The organism is Acidobacteriota bacterium (assembly GCA_016196035.1).
In the GTDB taxonomy this organism is placed as follows: Bacteria; Acidobacteriota; Blastocatellia; order RBC074; family RBC074; genus JACPYM01.
Genome location: JACPYM010000002.1, coordinates 84,174 through 109,056, shown reverse-complemented (window position 1 = coordinate 109,056; position 24,883 = coordinate 84,174). Strand labels below are relative to the sequence as shown.

Sequence of the window (24,883 nt, the reverse complement as noted above, 5' to 3'; positions counted from 1 at the left end):
CCCAGGGTGAAGCCCTGGGGAGTCGTGCAAATGGTTCGGCCAGCCCTGAAAGGGCGCCAGCCAGAGGCTTGGCTGCCGCCCTTTCAGGGCTTCGCACCACGACTCAATGGACTTCCTGGGGTTGCCCCCCCCAGGCTGTTGGCTGATGCTCCGTTGGAGTTGGCTACGGAAATTCTTTTTCTTGAAGTCTATAGCCGGTTGTCCGTCAGGTTGGGTGCGCTGTCGTGTGCGTTGAAACTTATGAACAGTAAGGACCAAGAATTCGCTGAAGTGATTTCCATCAAACCCGCCACCGAGTTTCGGCGTGAGCCTACGGGGAAGTTGCGGCAGCCTCGCCCACAACCGGCGCAAGCCTATGTTTCGCCCTTGCCGCCGCCCTCCGAAGGGCCAGCCGCCGAAAGTTTCCAGCGGTCAGCCCCCAAAGCACCGGGTCATCGTGAAGAAATTCTGGCGGATGTTTATACCCAACCCGTACCGCCGCCGCAGGTGCGCGTTGAATCAAAGGACGAACCGCTACCCAAGCCCAGCCGCAGCGGCAAGCTGCAAGCGGTCGTTGATGCCTACGAGATGCCCAAGGTCAAACCGTTTACGCGTCCGTTACGGGTGTTGCACGTTACGAATGTCGAGACCTCCAACTACTATCTCAACAGCCTCTGTGATTTCACTGACCGCCGGGCCATCACGTATCTGGCCGTGACGCTGGGCAAAGAAGGCAGTTTCACCAAAGATTTAGACAAACGCGGCGTGCAGGTTTATGCGCTCGATTGCCGCCATCGCAGCCAGTATCCAAAAGCCCTTTACCGCCTGCTGCAAATCATTCAAAAAGAGCGCATAGACATTGTCCATACGCATCTGGTTGACCCGACGCTGGTGGGGCTGTTGGCGGCCAAACAACGGCAACGCGGCCTGGTCGTGACGCGCCATCACTCGGATGCGGTCTATCAAATACCCTCCAAATTCAAACGCGATGTTTATCTCAAACTGGAAGACTGGATCAACCGTCAGGCCGATCACATCATCGCTCCGTCGCAAATGGTGCGCGATATTTTGACGCGCCGTGAACACGTGCCTGAAAGCAAAGTCTCGTTGATCCCTTATGGCCAGACGCTGGAGCGGTTCGAGACCGTCAAGCCGGAGTTGGTGGAAAAGTTGCGCGCCGAGTTGGGTATGCGCGAGCGCTTGTCCTTGCTGTGTGTGGCGCGCCTGCATTGGGAGAAAGGTCACCGGTTTTTGCTGGAAGCCTTTGCCCTGTTGCGCGATGAGGGCTTGGATGCCACGCTTTATTTGGTGGGCATTGGCCCTGACCGCGAACTGCTGGAAAACCTGGCGAAAGAGTTGGATGTCTACGACCGTGTGGTGTTTCTGGGCTGGCGCGACGACGCCTTGTTGCTGATGGCCGCCGCCGACGTGATCGTGCACGCCTCGTTGCAGGAAGCGCTCCCCTCGGTGGTCATCGAAGCCTTGATGCTGGAACGCCCGCTGGTGGTGACGGATGTCAGCGGCGTGCGCGATGTCGTGGGCAACAGCAAGCACGGCATCATCGTGCCCCCGCGCAATACCGAGGCCTTGCACGCGGCCCTGGGTTGGACGGTGCATAATATGGGGCAAGCCCAGGAACGCGCGCGCGCGGGCCGCAAATTCATTTTGGATTATATGAGCGCCGAGCGGGTGGCGCGGGAATACTTCAACGTCTATCGCCAGGTGATGAAAACGCATCTGCAAAAGATTCTCGCGCAGCAGGGCAAGATCAGCGCCGACACGCGGCAAATTCTGGATGAAGCGGAGTGATAAGCTGTGCGTGACGATTTTTCTTTCTGTAAAAAAATTGGGGAGAGAAGTTCAGAGTTCACGCTTCAGCGTGTCAGCTTCCTACCCGTGAGACGCTGGAGCGTGAACTCTGAACTTGCGCTTTCACGACATCCCCGAATTTTTTACGGGGCGCAATTTTTTGCAGCACACTTTGACCATATTTACAGCAGTAACAAAGAGCAAGGTGCGGAGGTAAACGCAGCACTGCTTGAGCAAGCAACGTGGCGGCTGGCGGGAATGTGACTGTCCAAATTAATCAACCCCCTGACCTTACTCCAAAGGCTAAGGCGGTAACATCAGCGGCAATTTCTTCAGACTCCCCGACACAAGCGGAATCCAATTTTCCTGGGAAGCCGGAGCCGAAGAGCGGCTTCCCCAATACCCAAACCATGGGAATGGCCCAGCAGGTCGCGCGCGGCAGCTTATGGAATCTGGGCGGGCAAGGTGTGACCTTAGTGGCCTCGTTTGTGGCGACGCCGTTGGTGATTCGCTGGCTGGGTGCCGAAGCGTATGGGGTTTTGACGTTAATCAACCTGCTGATTGGCTATCTGGCCTTTGGTGATTTGGGCATGGGGATGGCTTCGACACGTTACGGGGCCGAGGCGCACGCGCGCGGCGATGACGAGGGGGAAGCCACCGTCATCTGGACGGCGTTGCTCATCGGTCTGGCGCCAGTCTTGGTCTTGGCGGTCTTGCTGGTCTTGACGGCGGAGCTGTTGCTGGAACGCGGGCTGCACTTGCCCGCAGCGTTGCAACCGCCCGCCACGCTGGCGTTGCGCATTGCCGCGTTAGGATTCATGGCGCGCGCGCTCAGCAGTGTGTTGAACACGCCGCAACTGGTGCGGTTGCGGATGCGGCTGAACTCACTGCTGACGACCGGCGCCAATCTCGCCCAGATCATTTTCACGCCAATCGTGCTGTGGTGCGGCGGCGGTTTGGTGGGAGCCGTTGCGGTGGTGGCGGTCAGCAATGGTTTATTGGCGCTGGTGCACGGCTTTTTTTCGCTACGGCTGCTGCCGCAATTAGTCAGGCCCAGGTTTGATTTTGTCATGCTCAGGTCGCTGGCCCGCTTTGGGGCGGCGTTGGTGGCTTCGCAATTGGCGGCCTTGGTGCTGGCGAATGGCGAAAAGCTGGTGCTGGCGCGCGTCGCTTCAGTCAAGACGCTCGCGCATTACACAGTGGCTTATACGCTGGCCAATTTGCTGACGATGATTCCCACGGCCTTGGGCCAGGTCTTATTGCCAGCACTTACGCGCTTGCAGGCCAGCGCCGCGCGCGCTGACTTGCAGCGGCTTTACCAGCAAGCGAGCCGCGCCATTTTAGTGACGGCGCCGCCGCTGGTGGTCATCATGGCGTTGCTCGCGCAACCGTTTTTTACCTTTTGGGCGGGCGCCGAATATGGACGCGAGAGCACCGGGCCGTTTTATCTCTTGCTCGGCGGCGCGGTCTTTAACATTTTAGCGGTGGCGCCGTTGAATCTGGTGCTGGCTGCCGGTAAAGCGGAATTGGTGGCACGTTATTATTGGCTTGAGTTGCTCCCTTATATCCTGTGTGTGATCACCCTGACCTGGTGGTTCGGGGCACGCGGCGCGGCGCTCGCCTGGGGCTTGCGCGTACTGACGGATGCGGTGTTATTCATACGTGCCAGCCGGCAACTCAGCGGGCTGCCGTTCTCGCCCTTCGCCAGTTCGTGGCGAGCGTATTTTGCCGGCGTGCTGTGGTTGCTGCTGCCGCTGTGTGCTGGCAAATGGTTTGGCTGGCCGCCCCTCTGGCAGGGCTTCGTCGTGACCGGCGCGTTGTTGAGTTATGGCGGGTTGGCGTACCGTGTTTTGCTGAACCCGGAGGATCGGGAATGGTTACGGAGGCAAACCCGGCACTACTTTGCCAGCGCCTCCCTGAAGTAAGATGCAGCTTGTGCGTAATTCCGGCCCTGTGTTTACAAGGGGTTTAGCGCCAGTGGCGCGGCATGTTTATAGTTCGTTCGAACAGTGTTCCCAAGCTCCAGCGGAGCGACATCTGACTGCCGCTCCGCTGGAGCTTAAGAGCATTCACCACGCGGCTGCTATAAACATTTGGCTCCGCTGGAGCCGGATTCGATGCTTTCTGAATTACGCAATTACGCACACTCTTCAAGTAAGATGCAGTTAACTGAAACAAAAGAACCACAGCCACGCATTCCGCGCACTGAAGAGGTGCGCAACTGCCCGCTGTGCGCTGGCGGCGCATTCCAGCGGCTCTTCGCCGTGCGTGACCGGTTGTATCAATTGCCCGGTGAGTTTGGGCTGGTGAACTGTGCGGGCTGCCAGCTTCTGATTCTTTCTCCGCGCCCGATCGCGGAGCAGATTGGTTATTACTACCCCGAGGCTGAGTATTACAGCTACCAGAACGAGATGACGCCGAATCCGGCCTTGGACAGTTCCGGCTGGTTGCGCTGGTTGCGGGATGGCATTCGTCAGAGCGTGCTGGCAGCCTGGGGCTACCCCGTCAAAAAACCGGGCTTCGGCTTTCGTTTGTTACAGCCCGCGTTGGTGAAAGTCTTTGGCAAGCGGGCGTTGTATAGCGCGAATGATTTTCCGCGCTATGTGCCGGCGGGACGCGCGCTGGAAATCGGCTGCGGCAATGGCGTGTACCTGGCTTGTCTAAAGCAACATGGCTGGCGGGTGGCGGGCGTTGAGTTGAGCGAACGCGCCGCTTTGCTGGGGAAACAGCGCTGGGGGATCGAGATTCATACTGGGACGCTCGCCGCTGACACGTTTGCGCCGGAGAGCTTCGATTACGTGCGGTTATGTGACGTGCTCGAACATGTCTACGACCCGGTTGAAACCTTGCGGTTGGTGGCGCGCTTTCTCAAACCGGGCGGGACGGTCTTCCTGCAAACGCCCAATGCCGATAGTTTTAGTTTCCAGCACTGGCAAAGCCGCTGGTACGGCTGCGAAACGCCACGCCATCTTTATCTCTTTTCACCGGCGACGCTGCGGCAAATTATCGAAGCCGCCGGGTTGCAGTTACAACGCCAGCGCACTCTGCCGGTGTTACCCGGCGGGTATACGGCGGAATTTTCCTATGATTACGAGGCGGCGCACCCCGAAACACAACGCGCGCCGCGCTTCCAGCTCCAACCCGCAGAGTATTGGCCGGCCCGCAAACTATTACTGCGCGCGTATTGGAACTGGCTTTGCCAGCCGCTGCGGGGCGATGTATTGCAATGCTGGGCGAGCAAGGCCTAGAAGTGCTACACCAAGATGTCGGCAATGCGCCGGTACGGAACCGGGAGCGATAGCGACCGGGTGCTTTTGAGCACGTCTAACGCGGGAAAACCCAGTCGCTATCGCTCCCGGTTCCGTACCGGTAGCTTGCTGGCCCGACAGCTTGGTGTGTTTTTCCTATAGCCGTAATTTGATCGTACAAGGGATGAATCAAGCAGTCGAATTGACAATCGTTATTGTGAATTGGAACGGCGGCGAGTTGCTTGCGCGTTGTATCGAAAGCGTGCTGCGCCAGCCGCCGCCTGTGCGTTACGAAATTGTGATCGCCGATAATGCATCAACGGATGGCAGCCTGGCGGCGGCGCGCGCCTTAGTCGCACGCCCCGGTTTGGCCGATGCCCCGCTGCGGTTTATGGCGAACGAGAAAAACCTGGGCTTCGCCAAAGCGAATAACCAAGCCCTGGCTGGCAGCGCCGCCCCCTATGTTTTTTTGTTGAACCCGGACACGGAAGTGAAACCCGGCGCGCTGGCGATGTTACTGCGCACCTTACAAGCCGCGCCGCGCATTGGAGCGTGCGCGCCGCGCCTGTTAAATTCGGATGGCAGTTTACAACCGAGTGTCTGGCGCAATCCGCCCACCGTGCTCACGATCTTGCTGGAAGGCTGGCAGCTTTATCGTTTCCTGCCCGCGCAGTTGCGGGCGAATTGGTTGCTGGCACAGCATTGGGATCACACTGAACGCCGCAGCGTTTCGGCGTTTAGCGGCGCGGCCATGATGGTCAAACGTGAAATGATTGCCGCTGTTGGCCCCCTGGACGAATCGTTTGAAATGTATGGCGAAGACGGGGAATGGTGCACGCGGATGCGCAAACAAGGCTGGCAATTGATTTTCGAGCCAGCCGCCGAGGTCGTTCATCATGGCGGCCAAAGTGCGCTGAAACGCTGGACGAATCACGAGCGCCGCTTGCAGGAAATTGACGCCTGGTTTCGCTATCAAAAGGCCGTGCTTTCGCCGGGCGGGTTTGTCCGTAATACACTGGCGCATACGCTGGTCATCGGCAGCTTGCGCTTGCGGCGAACTTTGCTGCGGCAACCGGCTGAGTACCTGGCTGCTGTCATGCAATTGCAGAGGAAGTATTTGAAAGAGTCGTACCGGGAATTGTTTGGGCGCTGATGCCCGGCCACAAACGAAGATTTGAATTATTCAGTTAGTCCGTCAGCTACTAAGTTCCCTGGCAGTTACAGCTTCACCTTGTAGTAACGACTTTAGTCGTTCAATCCCGCACACATAACGACTAAAGTCGTTACTACAAGGTGAAGCTGTAACTACCAGGAAATTTAGTTGCAGGTGTAGTTAGTAACATGCGTCAATTACTTGCTGCAATTTGGAATGGCGGGATTGCTGTGCTGGGCGGTGCCATCGGCTTACTTGTGTGTTATGGCGTGCGGTGTGGCGTGCTTTACTTTCCGTTTGTTTCCGAAGCCCTGTCCCGCGTGCCGTTTTCGTTTGGTTGGAAGTTGCGGCGCGCCGTTTACCGCCAGGTGTTGCCTGCCATCGGGGCCGATGCCGTGTTGCATTTTGGCGTCATCCTGGAAGACCCGCGCACCACGCTGGGCACGGATGTTTGGCTGAGCACGAATTGTTATGTGGATTATGCGCACATCGGCAACCACGTGTTAATCGGGCCGCAGGCGGTTTTGCTGGCGGGCGGCAAACAACACCGGTTTGACCGGCTGGATGTGCCGGTCAAGCAGCAAGGCAATCTGCCCAAAGAAGCGCTGGTGATCGGGAATGGCGCTTGGATCGGCGCGAACGCCACTATTCTTGCCAGCGTTGGCCACGACGCTATCGTTGGCGCGGGTGCGGTCGTCACAAAACCTGTGCCTGCTTATGCCATCGTCGCCGGCAATCCGGCGCGCTTGCTCAGAATGAGAGAAGGCAGCGCCAATAATCTGGCCAACAATCTGGAGGACGCGCTTGATGAAATCCCGGCGCAACGGCGCAGCGCTTGATTGTCGTTGCGAGAACCTCGCGCGAATCAGACAAGGAGGGTTAGCGAATCGGTGAAGGTCACGCTCGTTGTGCCGGTCAAAAATGAAGCGGACTCGATTGAGCGGCTACTGGCCAGCGTCGCCGCCCAACGCCGCCTCCCCGATGAAGTAATTCTCGTTGACGGCGGTTCGGCCGATGAAACCTGCGCGATCATCGAGAGGTGGCATCGGCAACATGGTTTTGCCGTGCCGTTGCGCATCGTGCGCGTGCCCGCCGCCACTCCCGGCAAGGGCCGTAATTTAGGCATCGCCGCCGCCACGCACGAGTGGGTTGCCTTAACGGATGCGGGGATTCGGCTGGAACCGGAATGGCTCGCGCGGTTGTGTGCGGCGGTTGAGGCCGACCCGACGCTGGAGATCGTTTACGGCAACTTCGAAGCTGTAACGGCGAGTTTTTTTGAACGCTGTGCGGCCTTGGCTTATGTACCACCAAAAGCGCTGCGCGATGGTCGTCTGTTACGTGGCCCGTTCATCGCTTCGTCGCTATTGCGCCGCTCGTTGTGGGAGCGTGTGGGCGGGTTCCCGGATTGGCGCGCGGCAGAAGACCTGGCGTTTATGCAACAGGCGGCTGAAACGGGCGCCAGGACAGGCTGGGTGGCTGACGCCACGGTGTGGTGGCAATTGCAGCCGACGCTGCGGCGCACTTTGCGCAAGTTTGTTTTGTATTCGCGGCACAACGTTCTGGCGGACTGGCAACGTTACTGGCATTACGGCGTGGCGCGGCAATATACCATCGGATTGGCTTGCGTTGGCTTGGCTATGTTACTCAGCGCGTGGTGGCTGATGTTACCGGTGTTGGGCTGGCTGGCACGCACGGCGAAAAGTATTTGGGTGCGGCGCGCAGGGCGCAGTTTAGGGTGGTTACTCAACCCGGCGCAATTCATCAGCGTGGGGCTGATTTTGCTGGCGCTTGATTTGGCGATGTTCGTGGGCTGGGGACAGGGCTGGTTAGAGCAGCGGAAACGGCGGCTTTTCGCTGGCCCGCCAAAACAGAACTGCGAGGGTTGAGTTGGAGTTATGTATGAACGAAGTTGAGCTGACACTGGAAAAATTAAGTACTCGAGTTACTGAGTTACGGCGGGAATGGTTTTCCAAAGAGCCTTTTCATTATCTGGTTATTGATGATGTGTTAACCGGGGATTTCGCTGAGGCGATCTTGCAAGCCTATCCACCGCCTGAAGCGGGGGGCTGGGATAACACCACCTACTTACACCAGCGGCATAAATCCTCGCGCACAAAAGATTTTCTCTTACCGATAGAGAAATTTTTTGCGCTCACGGCCAGTCCGGAGTTTCGCCGGTTGATGAGCGAAATTACCGGCATTCCGCAGTTGCTTGCCGACCCGGATTTAACTGGCGGCGGGTTACATCAAATCAGTTGCGGCGGATTTTTGGATGTTCACGTTGATTACAATTTTCATCCGAAGACCAAGTTGCATCGGCGCTTGAACCTGCTGGTTTATTTGAACAAGGACTGGAAAGCTGAGTATCAAGGTTGTCTGGAGTTGTGGGACATGGCGGCGCGGCGTCAGTTAGAGAACATCGCGCCGGTGTTCAATCGCGGGGTAATTTTTGAGACGAATGAAATCTCCTATCACGGGCATCCGCAGCCGCTCAAGACGCCGCCGCAACTCACGCGTAAATCGCTCGCGATCTATTATTACACCGCCGAACGCGAGGCTGCGGCGGTCGCGCCGGAGCATAACACTTTGTACCAGCAAACAACCGGGGCGTCAGGGTATGTAAAGACCGCGCTGGCTGGCGCGCAAGCGGCCCTTGAGCGAGTGCGGACAAGCGGGGTGGAAGGGTTGTCGAGTAACTTACTCAAACGTTCCTTGCGCCGGATCAAAGGCCTGCCGCCGGAGAACAAATAAACGATGCGGACGCTTTATCTTTGTTACTTCGGCGTGCGCGAGCCATTGGTACAAACGCAGGTGATCCCTTATTTGCAACAACTCAGCCAGCAGGGGATTGACGTCAGGCTGCTTACTTTTGAGCCGGACTGGCCGCGCAGTTGGGCGAGCGCTGAGGTGGAAGAGTGGCGCGCGAAGTTGGCGGCCTGGGGGATTGGCTGGCAGGCGTTGCCCTATCACAAATGGCCCTCACTGCCAGCGACGATGTATGACATCGCCGCTGGCGCTTGGGTGGCAGCGCGGCTAATCAGGCGTGAGCAGATAGATTTGCTGCACGCGCGCAGCATCTTTGCCGGGGCGATGGGCGCGCTCGCCAAACGCTTAAGCGGCGGGCGGCTGTTGCTGGACATTCGCGGATTTGTTCCGGAGGAGTATGTTGACGCGGGTATTTGGCCCAAAGATGGCCTGCATTTCCGCCTGGCGAAAGCAGTGGAGCGGCGGTTGTTGAAAGAGGCGGCGGGCTTCGTCGTACTGACTGAACAAGCGCGGCGCGTCTTTTTTTCTGGCCGTGGTGACACCGATGAGCGAGGGCGTCCTATTGAGGTGATTCCATGTTGCGTAGACAGCGAGCGGTTTGGCGCGGTTGACGGTTGGGCCAGGGAGGATGTGCGGCGTGAGCTTGGATTGAGCGGGCGGCGCGTAGTGGTTTATGTCGGCGCCCTGGGTGGCTGGTATCTGACTGATGAGTTGGCGGAGATGCTGGCCGCCGCGCACGCCCAGGATGCCGCGACCTTTGCGCTTGTCCTAACGCAGAGCCGGGCGGAGGTCATGGCTTCGCGCTTGCAGGCTTTGGGCCTCGCGCCGCAAGATTATCTCGTTCGCCAGGTCACGCCCGCCGAGATTCCGCGCTACCTGAAAGCCGCAGACGTGGCGCTCTCGCTCATCAAGCCTTGTTATTCCAAACTCGCTTCGTCGCCGACGAAAATTGCCGAATACCTGGCGAGCGGCTTGCCCGTGATTAGCAACGCGGGCATTGGCGATCTGGATGAACTGATTACGAGTGAGCGGGTCGGTGTTATTTTGAAAGAATTCACGACGGCGGCGTATCAAGCCGCGTTGCGCGAGGCGGAGTTGTTACAACAGCAGCCTGATTTGGCGGCACGTTGCCGGGCGGCGGCGCTGAAGCATTTCGATCTGGCGGCGGTGGGCGGCGTGCGTTACCGCCGATTGTATAAACGAATGTTTGAAGGGGCGGGCGAATAAGTTATGTATCGAGCAGTCAATGATCTCCCTTTTGGCATTTTGATTCTGTTGGTACTGGCGGGCGGCGGGGCCTACCTGCTGACGTTGACGCAGCGGCATCGCGAGAGCCTGGCCGAACAGGTGAAGCTGTTTCTGGTGGCCTTGCTGACGCGCTTTGCGATGGCGGTAACAGTGTATGAGTTCGGCTTGGTGCAAGTGTTGGGCGACGAGGATTCGAGTGGCTGGTTAGGCGGCGTGTTGTATTTTAATCGGTGGGCACAGCGTCACATGAGTCTGGTGGATTTGCCCGGTGAGTTACTGGGCGCATTTGAAGGGCAGCATCGCGGTTACTCGTATTTGGTGGGGACGCTGTTTTATTTCACCGGCGAGCCAGCGCGGTTATCAGCGGCGGCGTTGAATTGTTTTTTTGGAGCGTTGACGGTGGTGTTTGTTTATCGTATCGCACGCACGCTGTTTTCGCCCTGGGTGGCGACGCGCGCCGGTTGGCTGGCCTGCTTTTTCCCTTCGATGATTATCTGGTCGGCGCAAACGTTGAAAGAGCCGGTGGTGATTTTGCTGGAAACCGTCGCACTGTATGGCTGCGTGCAATTGAAACTGTCGGGCTTCTCATTGCGTTACGTGCTGTTATGCGGCTTCGCCATCGTGCTGTTACTGCCGTTCCGGTTTTATGCGGCCTATATCGCGGCGGCGGCGGCGGTGGTGGCGTTGACGTTGCCGCGTTTGAGCCAGGCGCGGTCAACCTTTGTTTCGGGCGTGGCGGTGGTGGGGTTGGTGGGCGCGCTGGCGGTTTCCTCGGGTTTATTTGCGCGCAACGAAGCTTATTTCGAGAAATTCGATTTACAGATGGTACAAAACTTTCGACACGATGTGGCGAAGGGGGCGGGTTCCGGGGTGGAAAATAACTTCGACATACGCACGCCGGGCGGGTTGGTGCTGGGGACGGCGGTGGGCGCGGCGCATCTGGCGCTGGCCCCGTTCCCGTGGCAATTGGGCGGGGCGAGTGTGCGCGCGTTACTCACGTTGCCGGAGTTGTTAGTCTGGTGGTACCTGTTTTTTGCCGGCTTGTTGCCGGGGTTGTGGTATCTGGTGCGACAACGGTTTAGCGAGGTACAACCGATGTTATTTTTTGTGGCCGGGCTGGGTCTGCTTTATAGCATGATGTTTGGCAACGTCGGGTTGATTTTCCGGCAGCGGGCGCAATTGCTGCCTTGGTTATTGATCTTCGCCGTGGTGGGTTTGCAACAGCGGCGGGCACGGCGTTGGGCGGAGCAACAACCCGTGGCAGCGCTCCCGGTTTGGGTCGAACCGGAACCGGAGTTGCGACAGGGATGAGGGTTTTGTTTCTCACGCCCAATCCGGTGGAGGCGGCCAGCACGCGCTATCGTATCGTGCAATTCCTGCCGTACTTACACGGGCAGGGAATCGCGTGTGAAGTCGCGCCGTTTTTGTCGAGCGAGTTATTCCGTGTGTTATATGCGCCGGGCGGCGCGGGGCGAAAAGCGTGGGGACTGGCGCGGGCGACGTTCGGGCGGGTGCGCGATGTCTTGCGGGCGGGGCAGTACGACGTGGTGTTCATTTCGCGTGAAGCGTTGTTATTCGGGCCGCCGGTGATTGAATGGCTGTTACGAAATGTTATGCAACGGCCGCTGGTGTTTGATTTCGATGATGCGATCTTTGTTACGTATGTTAGTCCGACCTATGGGCGGCTGGCGCAGTGGTTGAAATTCTCAACCAAGACGGCGCGGATTTTGGCCATGAGCACGCGCGTGTTAGCGGGCAACCAATATCTGGCGGAGTTTGCGTTACAACATAATCCGCGTGTTTCGATTTTGCCGACAGTGGTGGATGTCGCGCAGTTTGCCGCCACGCCCGCCGCGCCGCGCGTGGATGCGCGCCCGGTGATTGGCTGGATCGGCAGTCATTCAACGGCGCCGTATCTGGACATCATCAAACCGGCGTTACAGGAATTGGCGCGGCGGCGCGCATTTGTGTTTCGGGTGATTGGCGCGGGCGCGCCGGTGACGATCCCTGACGTTGAAGTTGAACATCGGCCCTGGCAAATGGCGACGGAAATTCAGGAGTTTCGCGGTCTGGACATCGGCGTGTATCCGATTCGCGATGATGAATGGGCGCGGGGTAAATGTGCGTTCAAGGCGATTCAATACATGGCGGCGGGCGCCGCGTGTGTGTGTTCGCCGGTGGGGATGACGACAGAAGTGGTGTGCGACGGCGTGAATGGGTTGCTGGTCAATTCGACGGAAGCCTGGGTGGCGGCCTTGGAGCGGTTGTTGATGGATGAAGCCTTGCGCGGGCAGTTGGCGGAGGCGGGGCGAAGGACGGTGACGGAGCGATATTCGTTGCAGGTACACGCGCCACGGTTGGCGGAGGTGTTGCGGGAGGCGGCGGCAGAAAAGCGCTAAGCGAATTTGAGATTTGGGATTTGGGATTTGAGAACAGAATTGGGGTAGTAGGTCAATGGGGAGAGCTAGGCCGCAGATCAACGCCGACGAACGCAGATCAATTCCATTGTCTATGCAACTTGATCCGCGTTTTTCAGCGTTGATCTGCGGCCAGACCTCTCCTCTTTGAGCCACTACCCAGAATTGGGATGCGCGGGGAAGAGCGGGGTTTTGACAGGATGGACAGGATGGACAGGGTTCAATGAGGTTAATGGTCTTGGGTTGATTCAACCTTCGGCCCGCTCTGTGAATCCTGAAATCTGATGAAGCCCATCCGGGCGGCTTCCAGCGTTATTGTTCTGATTTGAGAGTGGAATTGCATGAGATTGCGGTTGCGCCAATTGGTGTTGATGCTGGCGGCGATTTTGCCGGGGGTGTTGAAACGCGCGATTTATCGTTGGGGCTTTGGGTATCGCATTGGGCGCAACGTGCGGATTGGGATTGCTTATTTGGATTGCCGCGGGCTGACGCTTGGCGACGAGGCGCGCATCGGGCACGGTACGGTCTTCTGGCGCTGCGGGGCGGTGCGGGTTGGTGCACACGCGGTGATTGGGCCGCTCAATCTGTTTCGTGGTGGCGACGTAATTGAATTGGGCGATTGGGCGCAGGTGTTGCGCTTGAATGTGATCAACGCGATCCCCAACAACGATTGCACGAACGAACCGGATGCGTCGTTTTATTTGGGCTACGGCGCGGTCATTACGGCGGAACACCGGATTGATTTTACCGACCGTGTGCGCATCGGGCGTTGTTCGATGCTGGGCGGGCGCAACTCTTCGATCTGGACGCACAACCGCCGGCAGACCAAACCGGTTGAGATCGGGGACTATTGTTATCTGGGTTCCGAGTTGCGTGTCGCGCCGGGCGCGCGCGTGGCCGCTTGTTGCGTCGTCAGCATCGGCTCGTTGCTGAGCCAGCCGCTGAGCGAAAGCTATACGTTGATTGCGGGCGTGCCGGCGCGCGCGTTGCGGCGGTTGACGCCGGAAGATTACGTGCTGATCTTCGACAAGACGCGCCGGGACTTGCCCGATGAAGCCTGGCCGTTGCCCGTGGAACCCGCGCAGGAGCAGGCGGCGGGCGGTTGAAATAAGGTTTGCAGGACTTACGCAAAACGCGAGCGAAGTTGCCACAGAGGCACGGAGACATAGAGTTTGGCTACAGTGCTGGTGAGAGTTTCTGTCTTGCTCTGTGTCTCCGTGCCTCTGTGGCAAATCTTTGCGTAAGTCCTGGTTTGGTTGAAATGAGGTTTGGTTGAAATGAGGTTTGATGGATAGAGTACAGCTTGAAACACAGGTCAAAAGCGTCATCGCCGGACTGGCGCAGACGACGGCGGGCGAGATTGATGCGGGGCGCTGGGCCACGCACTACCGCATAGATTCACTGCAATTGCTGGTGCTGCGCGAGACGCTGGAGAGCGTGCTGCAAACGCATTTCTCCGATGCGGTCTGGCTTGGGTTCGGCTCCATCCGCGAACTGGTGGATTATGTGGCGCTGCGCAAAGCCGGGACAAACAACGGCCTGCCGTCCGCCGCTGCATTGCAGCCGGCCGTAGTGAAAGACGCCGCGCGCAGCGAGCGGCGTTACACGGCGGCGGGCACGCTGTATGCCGATGTGGAAATCGGCATGCCGCTGACCGGGCGCAACAACTTGGCCGAAGGGCCGCTGTTGCAGTTGCTGGGCGATTTGCGTTGGCGGCACATTGCGCATTTGTGCGGTGTGCCCAGCAAACAACTTGCTGACGCTGAAGGGCACCGGCTTTACCCGACGTTTTTCTACGTCGAGTTGGCTTTTCCCGCCGCGCGCCCGTTGGCGGCATTTGGCGAGAACGACCGCTTCACGGCGGCCAGCAGCCTGCAGCGCTTCGGCGCTTCGATGCTCGACGGCACGTTTTATCTGTTGCCCGCAGAGCACGCTGAGCCGGCGCTGCCGCCGTTTGCCGATGTCGCCGCAGCGGTCGCGGCCAACGTGCCGGCGATTCGGTTGTCGAATATCTTCGTGCTGCAATTCAACGGCGCGGAGTGGCTGAAGAAAGCGCGCCCGGCCAATCCCGGCTTCGAGACCATCCCCGCGTTGGCTGAAGCGCCCGATGCTTATCTGTTGGTTAAGCAGGCCGAGAAAGAGGGCTGCTTTGCGCGTCCGCCCGCCGGTTACGTGCCGATGACGGCGGGGCCGGTGCAAACGACTTACAAGCTGGCGCCGGATCGTGATCTGAACGGCGCGGGGCTGGTGTATTTCGCCAATTATCCGCTCTTTCTGGACCTCGCCGAACGCGAGTTGCTGGCCGGAGCGGCGTTGCCGTTGACCGAGGAATTGCTTGACCGGCGCACGTTGGTGCGCCGCCGCAGCGCCTATTTGAACAACGCCTCGGCCCGCGACCTGCTGCTGATCGAAGCCGAGCCGTGGGTCGAAAATCCGTTCGCAGCGGGTCATCCCGCGCCGGAACTGGCGCCGATTCGCCTGTGGATCAACTACAAGATGTTTCGCCAATCGGATGCGCGCCTGATGATGGTTTCGACGGTGGAGAAAACCGTCTCTGGCCGCGCGCTGGAAGATGCTCCGTTTTTTGCCCGGCTGGAGACTTGAGATCGCACCAGCCCCGCCTGTTTTTGAAGCTATGAATGCCATTGCCCACAACGAGACGCTGCCCGCGCGCTACGCAGCATTGCGCTGTCCGGCGTGTGGCGGCGTCTTGTCGCCGTCCCGCCGCGCCGCCGAAAGCCTGGCCGAAAGCCTGGAATGCCCTGCCTGCCGCGAGTCTTTCCCGCTCATCAGCGGTATCCCGCGAATGCTGCTCGCGCCGCTACGGGCCGCGCTGGCGGGCCGGCAAAACCACGGCGCCGTGGACGAACGGCGTGTGCGGACGGCGCACAGCTTCGGTTACGAGTGGACACACTTCGCCGCGATGCGACCGGAGTGGGAGCGCAACTTTCTGGCTTATATGCTGCCGCACACGCCGGCTTTCTTTCGCGGCAAACAGGTGCTGGACGCAGGCTGCGGCATTGGCCGTCATGCGTTTTACGCGGCGAAATTCGGCGCGCGAGTATGGGCGGTTGATTTGGGGCCGGCCGTCGAAGTCGCCCAGCGCAACACCGCCGATTGCGCGACCGTGCAATGCGTGCAAGCCGATTTGCAGCAACTGCCCTTCGCGCCCGCCAGCTTCGACTTCGTTTATTCCATCGGCGTACTGCATCATCTGCCCGACCCCGAAGAGGCGTTTCGTTATTTGCTGCGCTACGTTAAACCGGGCGGCGCAATTCAAATCTACCTCTACTGGCAACCGGAAGGGCAACCCGTCAAGCGGTTGCTGTTGGCGGCGGTCAAGGCGTTGCGGCAGGTGACGACGCGGCTGCCGCATCCGTTGCTGCATGCGCTCTCCTATCCGGCGGCGGCGGCGGCCTTCGCCGGGTTTGTTTGGCCGTACCGCCTATTGCGGTTGGCCGGATTGAAAGGCCTGGCAGAGAAGTTGCCGATGAGGCAGTACGCCCATTACCCCTTTGGCGTTTGCGTCAACGATCAGTTCGACCGCTTCTCGGCGCCGCTTGAATATCGCTACACCCAGGCGGAAGTGCGCGGCTGGCTGGAACGCGCGGGGCTGGAGGAAATTGTCGTGCGCCCCAATTACGGCTGGTGCGCCAGCGGGCGCAAGCCGCTGGCCGACACGGTAAAGACAAGTTGAGATGAATTCGCTCGCGCCGCCACAACGCATGCTGATTGTCGTAACGGTGCTCTTGATCGTGTATTTCTGCTTGCCTGCGCTGCTCAATGCGGCCGCGCGGCAGTTGATGCGCGAAGACCCTTTGCAACCTGCCGATGCCATCGTCGCGTTGGGCGGCGATCCGCTGTGTTTGCGCGAACAGCACGCGGCGGAGCTTTATCATCGCGGTCTGGGCCGCAAGATCATCATTGCCGGATTGCCCTTTGCCTGGGGCGGCAATACCGGCGATGCGAAGCGGGTGTATCTCGTCTGCTGGGGCGTGCCCGCCGCCGACATCGTGGTGCTGCCCGAAGCGACCAACACGCGCCAGGAGGCCAGCACCTTGCACGCGCTGATGCGGCGCAACCAGTGGCATTCGATGATCGTCGTGACTTCGCCCTTTCACGCCCGGCGCGCGCTGTTTACCATCGAGCGTCACGCGGGCGAATTGAAATTCCTCTCCTCGCCCGTGGCGCCCGCGCCGCCGGAATGGCAACCGCAGCAATGGTGGCAGCGCCGCAAGGATGTCTTTGTCACCGTGCGCGAATTCATCTCGTGGGGAAATACTCTGGTGGGTGGTTGGCAATGAAACGCGCCCTCTTGAAATGGGGACGCCGCGCCGTGTTTGCGCTGTCGTTGAGCGGCGTTTTGGGCCTGCTCATTTTCTTTGCGCTGCCCTGGCTGGTGATTGGCCGGGCGGATGCGCCGCCCTCCGATGTCATTTTGCATTTCGCCCTGGATGCACAGTTGAACGGCGATGCTTACGCCGCCGAATTGCTGCGCCAGGGGAAAGCCCAACACATTGTCTGTCTCAGCTCGCAATCCTCCTGGGAAGTCTATCCGGCTGATTATGCCCGCCAGCACTTGCTCGAACTCGGTGTGCCGCCCGCTCAGGTTTCGACGCTGCATTTGCCGGCGAACCTGGAATGCCGCGCCCAGGTCATGCCGATCATCGCTGAATACGTAAAACAGCACGGCTGGCGGCGCGCCTTGATGGTGGTCGAACCCACTGTAAGCGCGGCCAATCGCCGCCTGGCCACGCCGGTTTTTGCGCGCGCCGGCATCCAATTGGGCCTGACCTATGCGCCGCGCGATTACGAAGTGCTAACGACAAACTGGTGGCGCGAGCACTGGAAAACGCAACGCCTCACGGGCGAAGCGCTCAATACCGGCTTCGACTTTTTTTACACTGAATGCTGGTGACGTGAGGTAGCGGGTAAGTTATAGCGGTTTGCAGTTGCGTGCGATCTGCCACAACCATGCGCAACTGCAAACCGCTATAAAAAGCAATGGTGTATCTTGGCGGGCAGCAGCGCGTGCATCGCGGCCCTGGAAGACGTCCTTGACTGGAATGCCGTGCCATACGACCCGGAACGTCCGAAGGTGCACTTCGACGGGACGCACAAGCAACGGCTCAAAGAGACGCGCGCGCCGTTGCCGCCGCAAACCGGGCAAGTCGCCAAAGATGCTTATGCGTAAGGGCGCCACGGCACGGCGAACCTGTTTATGTTCGTTGAACCATAAGCCGGTTGGCGGCACGGCGCGCTTGCCGAGCGGCGCGCCAAAGTGGACGGCGCCGCGCAACTGCGCTGGCACGTAGACGAACGTAATCCACACGCGAAAGTGATACGAGTAACGTTGGATAACTTGAAGCTGGAAACCCGGCCCGGTACATTTGGGCCGTAAGGCTTACGGTAGAACTATGAAGAATTGGTATTCGAGATCAGTCTTTTTCGTAAGGGATGCAGAAAGCTCAATGCATTTTTACCGCGAAAAGCTCGGCTTTTCGCTGGACTGGAACCACGAAGTAGAAGGTCGTGCCTATGTATGCCAGGTTAGCCGAAACGGATTCGAGCTAATTCTTGCTCAGGATGAACCCAAAGCTGGTAAGGGGAGGGTATTTATTTCGCTTGATCATGAACAAGAAAAATCATTGCGAAAAGAGATTGAAGAAAAGAGGATCGAAGCTCGTGATTCTCACTGGGGAATGCCAATCATCGAAATACTGGATTTAGATCAGAATGAATTGTTCTTTTCTCCACCTTAAAGAAGTAGTCAGAGCCCTCATACTGCCGTTAGGCGTTTGAGAACAAATAGAGGAAAGGAACGTCCGTCCAAGTTCTACGCACAAGGTAAACAGCTTGTCATTACCCACATTTTCCCAGTTTCCTGGTCTTTGATTTCAGGGGCGGCTCCTGCTCTTCGCCCCAGCGGGGCGGGATGTTTATAGCATTCAGGCCAAAATCACCCCCAAGCTCCAGAGGAGCGACATCTGTCAGATGCCGCTCCTCTGGAGCTTGGGAAACAACGAACCGCCCAAGCTATCAATATCCGGCTCCTACGGAGCCAAGAGAGGCGCCACTTTTCTCAAAGAAACCTCGAAAATTCTGGCTTCGAGCCAAATCAAAAAATGTGGGTAATGACAAGGGTAAACAGAGAACGCGGCGCTTATGCAAAATGCTAACGGACACTCTTCAAGCGCAGGCCAACGGATGAGATTTCACCTGCTTACCTTCTAAGCTCAAGCGCCTTGCACAGCTACCTTCACCAACTCTTTTGAAAACACCCGCTCAACCAGCGGCTCGAAATGCTCCCACGGCAGGGTGTCATACGCCGGGTCAAACGAAGTCTGATCCCATTCATCGGTAAACACGCGCGCCTGTTCATACCACGGCTCATTGACGTATTGCTGCCGCGCATCCGGGTTCAGGCCCATCAGCGCGTAGTAATGTTTACCCTGAAAATCCTGATGCGTGCGGATGATTTCGTAAATGGTCGGCGAGACATACGGGCGCAAAATCTCCGCCGCAATGGCCGGATGATTGACGACCGAGATGGCCTTGCCGATGTCGTGGCAGAGCGCGGCGACGATCATTTCTTCCGAAGCCCCTGCGCGTTCGGCGCGCGTGGCCGTTTGCAAGGCGTGCTGCAATTGGTCAATCGCAAAACCATCAGTCTGCGCAGCCAATTGCCGCAGCAAGCCTTTGATCATCGCCGGCATTGCGGCCTGGCGCTGGGCGACTTCGTTGCCAATGGCCAGCCAATCGGCAACGCTGCTTTGATCCATGCGTGTGAATGACATTGTGTGCTCCTGGGAAAAGTTGGCGGTTGGCAGATGGCAGATGGCAGTTGGCAGTTGTAGATCGTTGTCACGAGTGATCGTTAATTCATAACCGGACTTGGTATTTAAGAACTGCCAACTGCCAACTACTTCAGCGGAAAATTCGGATTCGCTTTGACCTCGGCAATCTGCTGATTGTGGCGAATGTTGTGCAGCGGGATGTAAATCACCCATTGATAAGCGTTGAGCGTGCCGAACACCGGAAACGGATGTTCAGCCGTGTGCGCTTTCAGCGGCAGTTGCGTCGTCTCGGCAAATTTTAGCGTCTTGGCCCGCGCCTCGCGCAAGCGTTTCATCAATTCGGCGCGCGGGAGTTTGCCGTTGGGGACGATGGCTTCGGGTGCTTGGGCTTTGCCGAGGCGTTTGACCATGACATTTTCGATGAATTCGGATTTGCCCTTGGTTTTTTCGGCCCAGTCGGGATTGGGCGGCGCAGCCAGGGCTTTTTCGGCCTGCGCCATCAACGTGCTTTCGGCCAGCATGATGTGTTCGACGCATTCCGCGACCGACCATTTTTCGGGCGCGGCTTTCCAATTCCACTGCGCGTCACTCAGCTTTTCGACGGCAGCAATGGTTTCGGCTTGCGACTCGTTGAGCCAGCGAATGAGTTTGGCGCGTTCATCCGCCGTCATCTTCGGGTCTGATTGTGCGAGCGCGGGTAAAGCGCAAAGCAGCGCGAGTGCCAGCGCCTGCCAGATCGGTTGCATTGATTTCATAACTTGGTCTCCTATCAGAAAGGTTGAGCGCCGCCGCGCAAAATAAGCGGGACGCGTTCAGAAAGCAACCCACTGGCTTAGAGCAAGTACAAGCGTAGCCCCGAGTGACAAAAAAGAGATTACAGAACAGACGGAAAGCTGGTTGGTTGGCGACTGCTGTTTGTTCCGTTATTTCCGCCCGTTCCGTAATCTCAAAAAGCCTTGCGCAAGAGCGCAATCCCAGGTCAGGCATGGTATAGGATGCAGTCATGTTGCACACGCCCGTCGCCCTGTTCATCTTCAATCGTCCGGAACAAACCCAACGCGTCTTTGCCGAGATCGCCCGCGCTCAACCGCGCCGTTTGCTGGTCATCGCCGACGGGCCGCGCCATGCGGCAGAAGCCGAGAAATGCGCCGCCACGCGCGCGATCCTCGATCAGGTGGATTGGGAGTGCGAGGTGCTGACCAATCTGTCCGAAACGAACATGGGTTGCAAGCCACGTATGTTTTCCGGTTTGAATTGGGTCTTTGAACAGTGCGCGGAAGCGATCATTCTCGAAGACGATTGCCTGCCCCATCCGAGTTTCTTTTGCTTTTGTGCCGAACTGCTGGAACGCTATCGCCACAAGCCGCGCGTGATGGTCATCAGCGGCAATATGTATCTGTTGCCAAAAATGCAGCAGCGCATACGGGACAGTTACTACTTTTCGCACATCCCGCACACCTGGGGCTGGGCGTCATGGCGGCGCGTGTGGGACAAGTACGATCTGGAGGTCAAGCAATGGGCGCGCTTGCGCGAGACTGATTTTCTGGCCAAGCGTTCGCAACATCCGCAGTTCAGGAAGTTTTGGGAAGACGTCTTTGACGCCAGTTTGCGCGGCGCGACCAATGCCTGGGATTATCAATTGACGTTCGAGTTGATGGCTCACGATGGCCTGGCTGCCACGCCGCGCGCCAATCTGGTTTCCAACATCGGCTTCGGCGCGGATGCCACGCACACCTTCGATACTGAGAGCATTTATGCCAACGTGCCCGCTGTGGAGATGACTTTCCCTTTACGCCATCCGACCAGCATCACGCGCCACGTGACAGCGGACGATCACACTTTTCAGCATCATTTTTTAGGCCAGCCCGCATCGCCGCCGTTGTGGCGGCGCGCCATCGCCAAGGCCAGGCGGATTGCCAAACGGCTCGGCTAACTCAGAACAAGAATTCCTGCTGTAAATTTTTCGGGGATTGCCTGGCCGGCAGAGCCGCAGTTCGTTTCACCGTTTTTTTTTAGAGGAAGCAAGAATTTGACGCCCGCCTGCCAACCGCAACCTCGCGTGCTTGACAAGTTGCCGAAAAGCTGTGATTTCAATCCCGCACTTTTCACAGCAACGAAAGGAACCCCAAACAATGCTTAATCGAAGACAGTTTCTTGCGACCTCCGTGCTGGCAACCGCCGCCACAGGGTTGCGCGCGCAAACCGCCGCGACGACGGAGTGGGGCGGCCCGGTAATAGACATTCACTCGCATCTGCGGCCAGCGCCGGACGCCAACATGATTCACATGCAAGGTTGTGGTGTGACGCATGCGGTCTTGTTGTCGCGGCTGCCCGCCAGCGAGCAAGTCAAGGCGATCCAAGCCAAATATCCCGGTCGTTTTGTCTGGGCGGCCAGCACCGACATCACGAAGCCCGAAGCTGCCGAGTTATTAACCAAGGCCGTCAAGGACGGCGCGCAAGGCCTCGGCGAAATCAAATTTCACGTTGAGGCCGACGGGCCGGAACTGCGGCGCATGTACGCGCTCGCGGCTGAGTTGAAAGTCCCCATCCTTGTGCACTTTCAGGAAGTGCCGCACTTTGAAGGCGAAGGCGTTTGGAGCACGGGCTTCAAGCGCTTCGCCGCCATTTTGAAGGCGTATCCAAAAACTACCTTCATAGGCCATGCGGACGCTTTTTGGGCGAATGTGAGCGCCGATTATGCCGAGCAGGAAGCTTACCCCGCAGGGCCCATTAAACGCGGCGGCGTCACGGATAAGTTGCTCGCGGATTACCCGAACCTATATGGCGATTTGTCGGCGAATTCGGGCAACAACGCTTTGTCGCGCGATCCTGAATTCACCGCTGATTTCCTCGCGCGCCAGCAAAACAAATTACTCTTTGGCAGCGATTGCTCGTGCCAGGACGGCAAAGGTGGCGGCGTTAGTCAGGCCAATAATCCAGCCGCTGCACGGTTGCGTGGCAAATGCGTGGCGCATGAAACCCTGAGGATTCTCAAGACCCACGCCAAGCCGGCCGCCTTCCGCAAGCTGACGTGGGAGAACGCCCACAAGGTTTTTAAGCTCAAAGCCTGATCTTGGAAGCGCCGGATGTTCCGCACAAGGTTGCCGGGTTCGTCAAAAAAAACCGGGTGCGCACCGCTTCCAGCGCGCAGTCTTGGCAAAGGGCGCAGTTGAATCAATGATGTTTTGCAATCAGTCCTGCACGCTGGAAGCGGTGCGCACCCAGAGTTGCATCTCCTGTAACGACGATTTGCTTCTAATCATTTCACTTTCACGCTATTTATTCAACTTTATGCATCGCCAATCCTTGAAATACACCCTGCTTTTCGGCCTAACTTGCGTGCTGTTCTGGCAGGCTCGGTTTCATTCAACAGACGTCCGTGCCCAACGCGCCACCAAACCAGCGAACGCGCCATTTCTTTATGGCGGTGACGCGGGCGGGACGCGCTATTCAAGGCTCAACCAAATCAACCGCAGCAACGTGCAAAGGCTGGCCGTCGCCTGGCAGGTTGAGTTGGGCGACGGCGCGGGCGATTCGCAAAACCAGCCGGTCATCGCCGACGGTGTGTTGTATGCCGTAACGGCCAAACACAAAGTCGTCGCGCTCGACGCCGCCACGGGCAAGGAGTTATGGCGGTTTGATTCCGGCCAGGTGGGACGCGGGCCGAATCGCGGCGTGAGCGTATGGCGCGAGGGCCAAGACAAACGCATTTTCGCGGCTGTGCAAAGTTACATCTACGCGCTGGATGCCAACACGGGCCAGCCGATTCGGAGTTTCGGCCAAGCGGGCCGTCTTGATTTGCGCGAAGGCTTGGGACGCGAAGCCAGCAAGGTTTCGGTTGTGCTGACGACGCCAGGTGTCATTTACAAAGACGTGTTGATCGTCAGCGGGCGCATGCCCGAATCGCTGCCTGCGCCGCCGGGCGATATTCGCGCCTTCGATGTGCGCACGGGCAAGCTGCGCTGGTCGTTTCACACCATCCCGCGTCCCGGCGAATTCGGCTCTGGGACCTGGCCGCAAGAGGCGTGGACGTATACCGGCTCAGCCAACAACTGGGCGGGCATGGCGGTGGATGAAAAGCGCGGCATCGTCTTCGTTCCGACCGGTTCGGCAGCAGATGATTTTTATGGCGCCAATCGCGTCGGCGATGACTTGTTTGCCAACACATTGCTGGCCTTGAATGCCGCAACGGGCGAGCGCATTTGGCACTTTCAAGCCGTCAAACACGACATCTGGGATCGCGACTTCCCGTCACCGCCGACGTTGGTGACGGTCAGGCAAAACGGCAGCATCATTGACGCCGTTGCGCAAACGACCAAGTCGGGCCACGTCTATTTGTTTGAGCGCGCCACCGGCAAGCCGCTCTTTCCCATCGAATATCGAAACTATCCCGCCAGCACCGTGCCCGGCGAAGTCGCGGCAGAGACGCAACCGCTACCGACAAAACCCGCGCCCTTTTCACGGCAAACGCTGACCGCAGACTTGCTCACCAATCGCACACCCAACGCGCACGAATGGGCGCTCGCACAATTCAAAACGTTCAACGGTGGCGGCCAATTCATTCCGATGACGGTGGGGCAGGAAACGATCATCTTCCCCGGTTTTGACGGCGGCGCGGAATGGGGCGGCTCGGCGTTCGATCCTGAAACGGGGTTGCTTTACGTCAACGCGAATGAGATGGCTTGGCACGCGAGTCTGGCCGAAAATCAGAGCGGGAATTCGGGGCGGCAAATTTACATGCGCAGTTGTGCCACTTGCCACGGCGACGATCTGACGGGTTCGCCGCCGCAAATGCCCACGCTGGTCGGCGTCGGTACGAAGCATAATCTGACCACTCTCTCCAGTTTCATTCGGCAAGGCGCAGGCCGCATGCCTGCCTTTCCGAATCTGTCGAAGGAAGACATGACTGCCTTAGTGCAATTCCTGCTGAGTGGCGAAACAAAAGAACTCGCCAACGACGCTGCCGCAGCTAACCTGCCGAAATACCGTTTCACTGGCTATCGAAAATTCGTTGACCCCGATGGCTACCCGGCCATCGCGCCACCCTGGGGCACGTTGAATGCCATCAACCTCAACACGGGCGCGTATGCGTGGAAGATTCCATTGGGTGAATACCCGGAGCTTGCGGCGCAAGGGATGAAAGATACCGGCTCGGAGAATTATGGCGGGCCGGTCGTGACGGCGGGCGGGTTGGTGTTTATCGCAGCCACGAATTTCGACAAGAAATTCCGCGCCTTCGACAAACTGACAGGCAAGTTGTTGTGGGAAACGACGCTGCCTTTTTCCGGCAACGCTACGCCTGCGACATATCAGGTGAACGGGCGGCAATACGTCGTGGTTCATGCGACGGGCGGTAAGGCCCGGCGCGGCGAAACGGGCGGCGATGTTTTACTGGCGTTCGCCTTACAACCATAAACCAGGCTGTAGCGGCGAAGTCCGGTGGGCTGTGTCAGTAGCCCGCGCGTC

General features: G+C 58.4%; 22 protein-coding genes. 20 read left to right on the top strand and 2 right to left on the bottom strand.

Going from position 1 to position 24,883, the window contains the following annotated elements:
• Nucleotides 1-240: 240 nt before the first annotated feature.
• From HY011_00555 to HY011_00475, 17 genes are all read left to right on the top strand, one after another.
• A complete protein-coding gene (locus tag HY011_00555; GenBank protein ID MBI3421417.1) occupies nt 241-1,788 on the top strand; it encodes a glycosyltransferase in 1,548 nt (515 codons plus the stop codon).
• Between the two features lie 416 nt (nt 1,789-2,204).
• Nucleotides 2,205-3,713 (top strand): flippase, encoded by a 1,509-nt coding sequence (locus tag HY011_00550; GenBank protein MBI3421416.1) that lies wholly within the window; start codon nt 2,205-2,207, stop codon nt 3,711-3,713.
• A gap of 234 nt (nt 3,714-3,947) precedes the next feature.
• Nucleotides 3,948-5,036, top strand: coding sequence for a class I SAM-dependent methyltransferase (locus HY011_00545; GenBank protein ID MBI3421415.1), 1,089 nt, complete (start codon nt 3,948-3,950; stop codon nt 5,034-5,036).
• Nucleotides 5,037-5,238: 202 nt separating this feature from the next.
• Complete coding sequence (locus HY011_00540; protein ID MBI3421414.1) at nt 5,239-6,189, top strand: glycosyltransferase family 2 protein; 951 nt, start codon at nt 5,239-5,241, stop codon at nt 6,187-6,189.
• Nucleotides 6,190-6,377: 188 nt separating this feature from the next.
• On the top strand, nt 6,378-7,028 hold the full coding sequence (locus HY011_00535; protein ID MBI3421413.1) for a hypothetical protein: 651 nt from the start codon (nt 6,378-6,380) through the stop codon (nt 7,026-7,028).
• A 51-nt stretch (nt 7,029-7,079) separates the two neighbouring features.
• Nucleotides 7,080-8,075, top strand: a complete 996-nt coding sequence (locus tag HY011_00530; GenBank protein ID MBI3421412.1) for a glycosyltransferase — start codon at nt 7,080-7,082, stop codon at nt 8,073-8,075.
• Between the two features lie 13 nt (nt 8,076-8,088).
• On the top strand, nt 8,089-8,940 hold the full coding sequence (locus HY011_00525) for a 2OG-Fe(II) oxygenase (protein ID MBI3421411.1): 852 nt from the start codon (nt 8,089-8,091) through the stop codon (nt 8,938-8,940).
• 3 nt (nt 8,941-8,943) lie between these two features.
• Nucleotides 8,944-10,182, top strand: coding sequence for a glycosyltransferase (locus tag HY011_00520; GenBank protein MBI3421410.1), 1,239 nt, complete (start codon nt 8,944-8,946; stop codon nt 10,180-10,182).
• 3 nt (nt 10,183-10,185) lie between these two features.
• Nucleotides 10,186-11,514 (top strand): glycosyltransferase family 39 protein, encoded by a 1,329-nt coding sequence (locus tag HY011_00515; GenBank protein ID MBI3421409.1) that lies wholly within the window; start codon nt 10,186-10,188, stop codon nt 11,512-11,514.
• On the top strand, nt 11,511-12,602 hold the full coding sequence (locus HY011_00510; protein ID MBI3421408.1) for a glycosyltransferase family 4 protein: 1,092 nt from the start codon (nt 11,511-11,513) through the stop codon (nt 12,600-12,602). Before HY011_00515 ends, HY011_00510 begins: the two co-directional genes overlap by 4 nt.
• 359 nt (nt 12,603-12,961) lie before the next feature.
• The gene (locus tag HY011_00505; GenBank protein ID MBI3421407.1) at nt 12,962-13,726 is read left to right on the top strand and encodes a hypothetical protein; all 765 of its coding nucleotides are present in this window, start codon (nt 12,962-12,964) and stop codon (nt 13,724-13,726) included.
• 181 nt (nt 13,727-13,907) lie between these two features.
• Nucleotides 13,908-15,224, top strand: a complete 1,317-nt coding sequence (locus HY011_00500) for a hypothetical protein (protein MBI3421406.1) — start codon at nt 13,908-13,910, stop codon at nt 15,222-15,224.
• Nucleotides 15,225-15,255: 31 nt separating this feature from the next.
• Entirely contained in the window at nt 15,256-16,317 is a 1,062-nt protein-coding gene (locus HY011_00495; GenBank protein ID MBI3421405.1) for a methyltransferase domain-containing protein, read from the top strand.
• Between the two features lies 1 nt (nt 16,318).
• Nucleotides 16,319-16,924 (top strand): YdcF family protein, encoded by a 606-nt coding sequence (locus HY011_00490; protein ID MBI3421404.1) that lies wholly within the window; start codon nt 16,319-16,321, stop codon nt 16,922-16,924.
• Nucleotides 16,921-17,538: a hypothetical protein gene (locus HY011_00485; GenBank protein MBI3421403.1), complete on the top strand. Its 618-nt coding sequence runs from the start codon at nt 16,921-16,923 to the stop codon at nt 17,536-17,538. Before HY011_00490 ends, HY011_00485 begins: the two co-directional genes overlap by 4 nt.
• A gap of 96 nt (nt 17,539-17,634) precedes the next feature.
• Nucleotides 17,635-17,814, top strand: coding sequence for a hypothetical protein (locus HY011_00480; protein MBI3421402.1), 180 nt, complete (start codon nt 17,635-17,637; stop codon nt 17,812-17,814).
• 223 nt (nt 17,815-18,037) lie between these two features.
• Nucleotides 18,038-18,382, top strand: coding sequence for a VOC family protein (locus HY011_00475; protein MBI3421401.1), 345 nt, complete (start codon nt 18,038-18,040; stop codon nt 18,380-18,382).
• Nucleotides 18,383-18,856: 474 nt separating this feature from the next.
• Here the strand turns inward: HY011_00475 and HY011_00470 are convergent, their stop codons facing one another.
• Both HY011_00470 and HY011_00465 read right to left on the bottom strand, forming a co-directional pair.
• Nucleotides 18,857-19,417 carry an HD domain-containing protein gene (locus tag HY011_00470; protein ID MBI3421400.1) on the bottom strand — a complete coding sequence of 187 codons (561 nt, stop codon included), beginning with the start codon at nt 19,415-19,417 and terminating at the stop codon, nt 18,857-18,859.
• A gap of 125 nt (nt 19,418-19,542) precedes the next feature.
• Nucleotides 19,543-20,172 (bottom strand): DinB family protein, encoded by a 630-nt coding sequence (locus tag HY011_00465; protein ID MBI3421399.1) that lies wholly within the window; start codon nt 20,170-20,172, stop codon nt 19,543-19,545.
• Nucleotides 20,173-20,420: 248 nt separating this feature from the next.
• On the opposite strand from HY011_00465, the gene HY011_00460 reads away from it, so the two are divergent.
• The 3 genes from HY011_00460 to HY011_00450 all read left to right on the top strand — a co-directional run bounded on the left by HY011_00460 (nt 20,421) and on the right by HY011_00450 (nt 24,832).
• Nucleotides 20,421-21,350, top strand: coding sequence for a glycosyltransferase family 2 protein (locus tag HY011_00460; GenBank protein MBI3421398.1), 930 nt, complete (start codon nt 20,421-20,423; stop codon nt 21,348-21,350).
• A gap of 199 nt (nt 21,351-21,549) precedes the next feature.
• Nucleotides 21,550-22,488: an amidohydrolase family protein gene (locus HY011_00455; protein ID MBI3421397.1), complete on the top strand. Its 939-nt coding sequence runs from the start codon at nt 21,550-21,552 to the stop codon at nt 22,486-22,488.
• A 220-nt stretch (nt 22,489-22,708) separates the two neighbouring features.
• On the top strand, nt 22,709-24,832 hold the full coding sequence (locus HY011_00450) for a PQQ-binding-like beta-propeller repeat protein (GenBank protein MBI3421396.1): 2,124 nt from the start codon (nt 22,709-22,711) through the stop codon (nt 24,830-24,832).
• Nucleotides 24,833-24,883 lie beyond the last annotated feature (51 nt).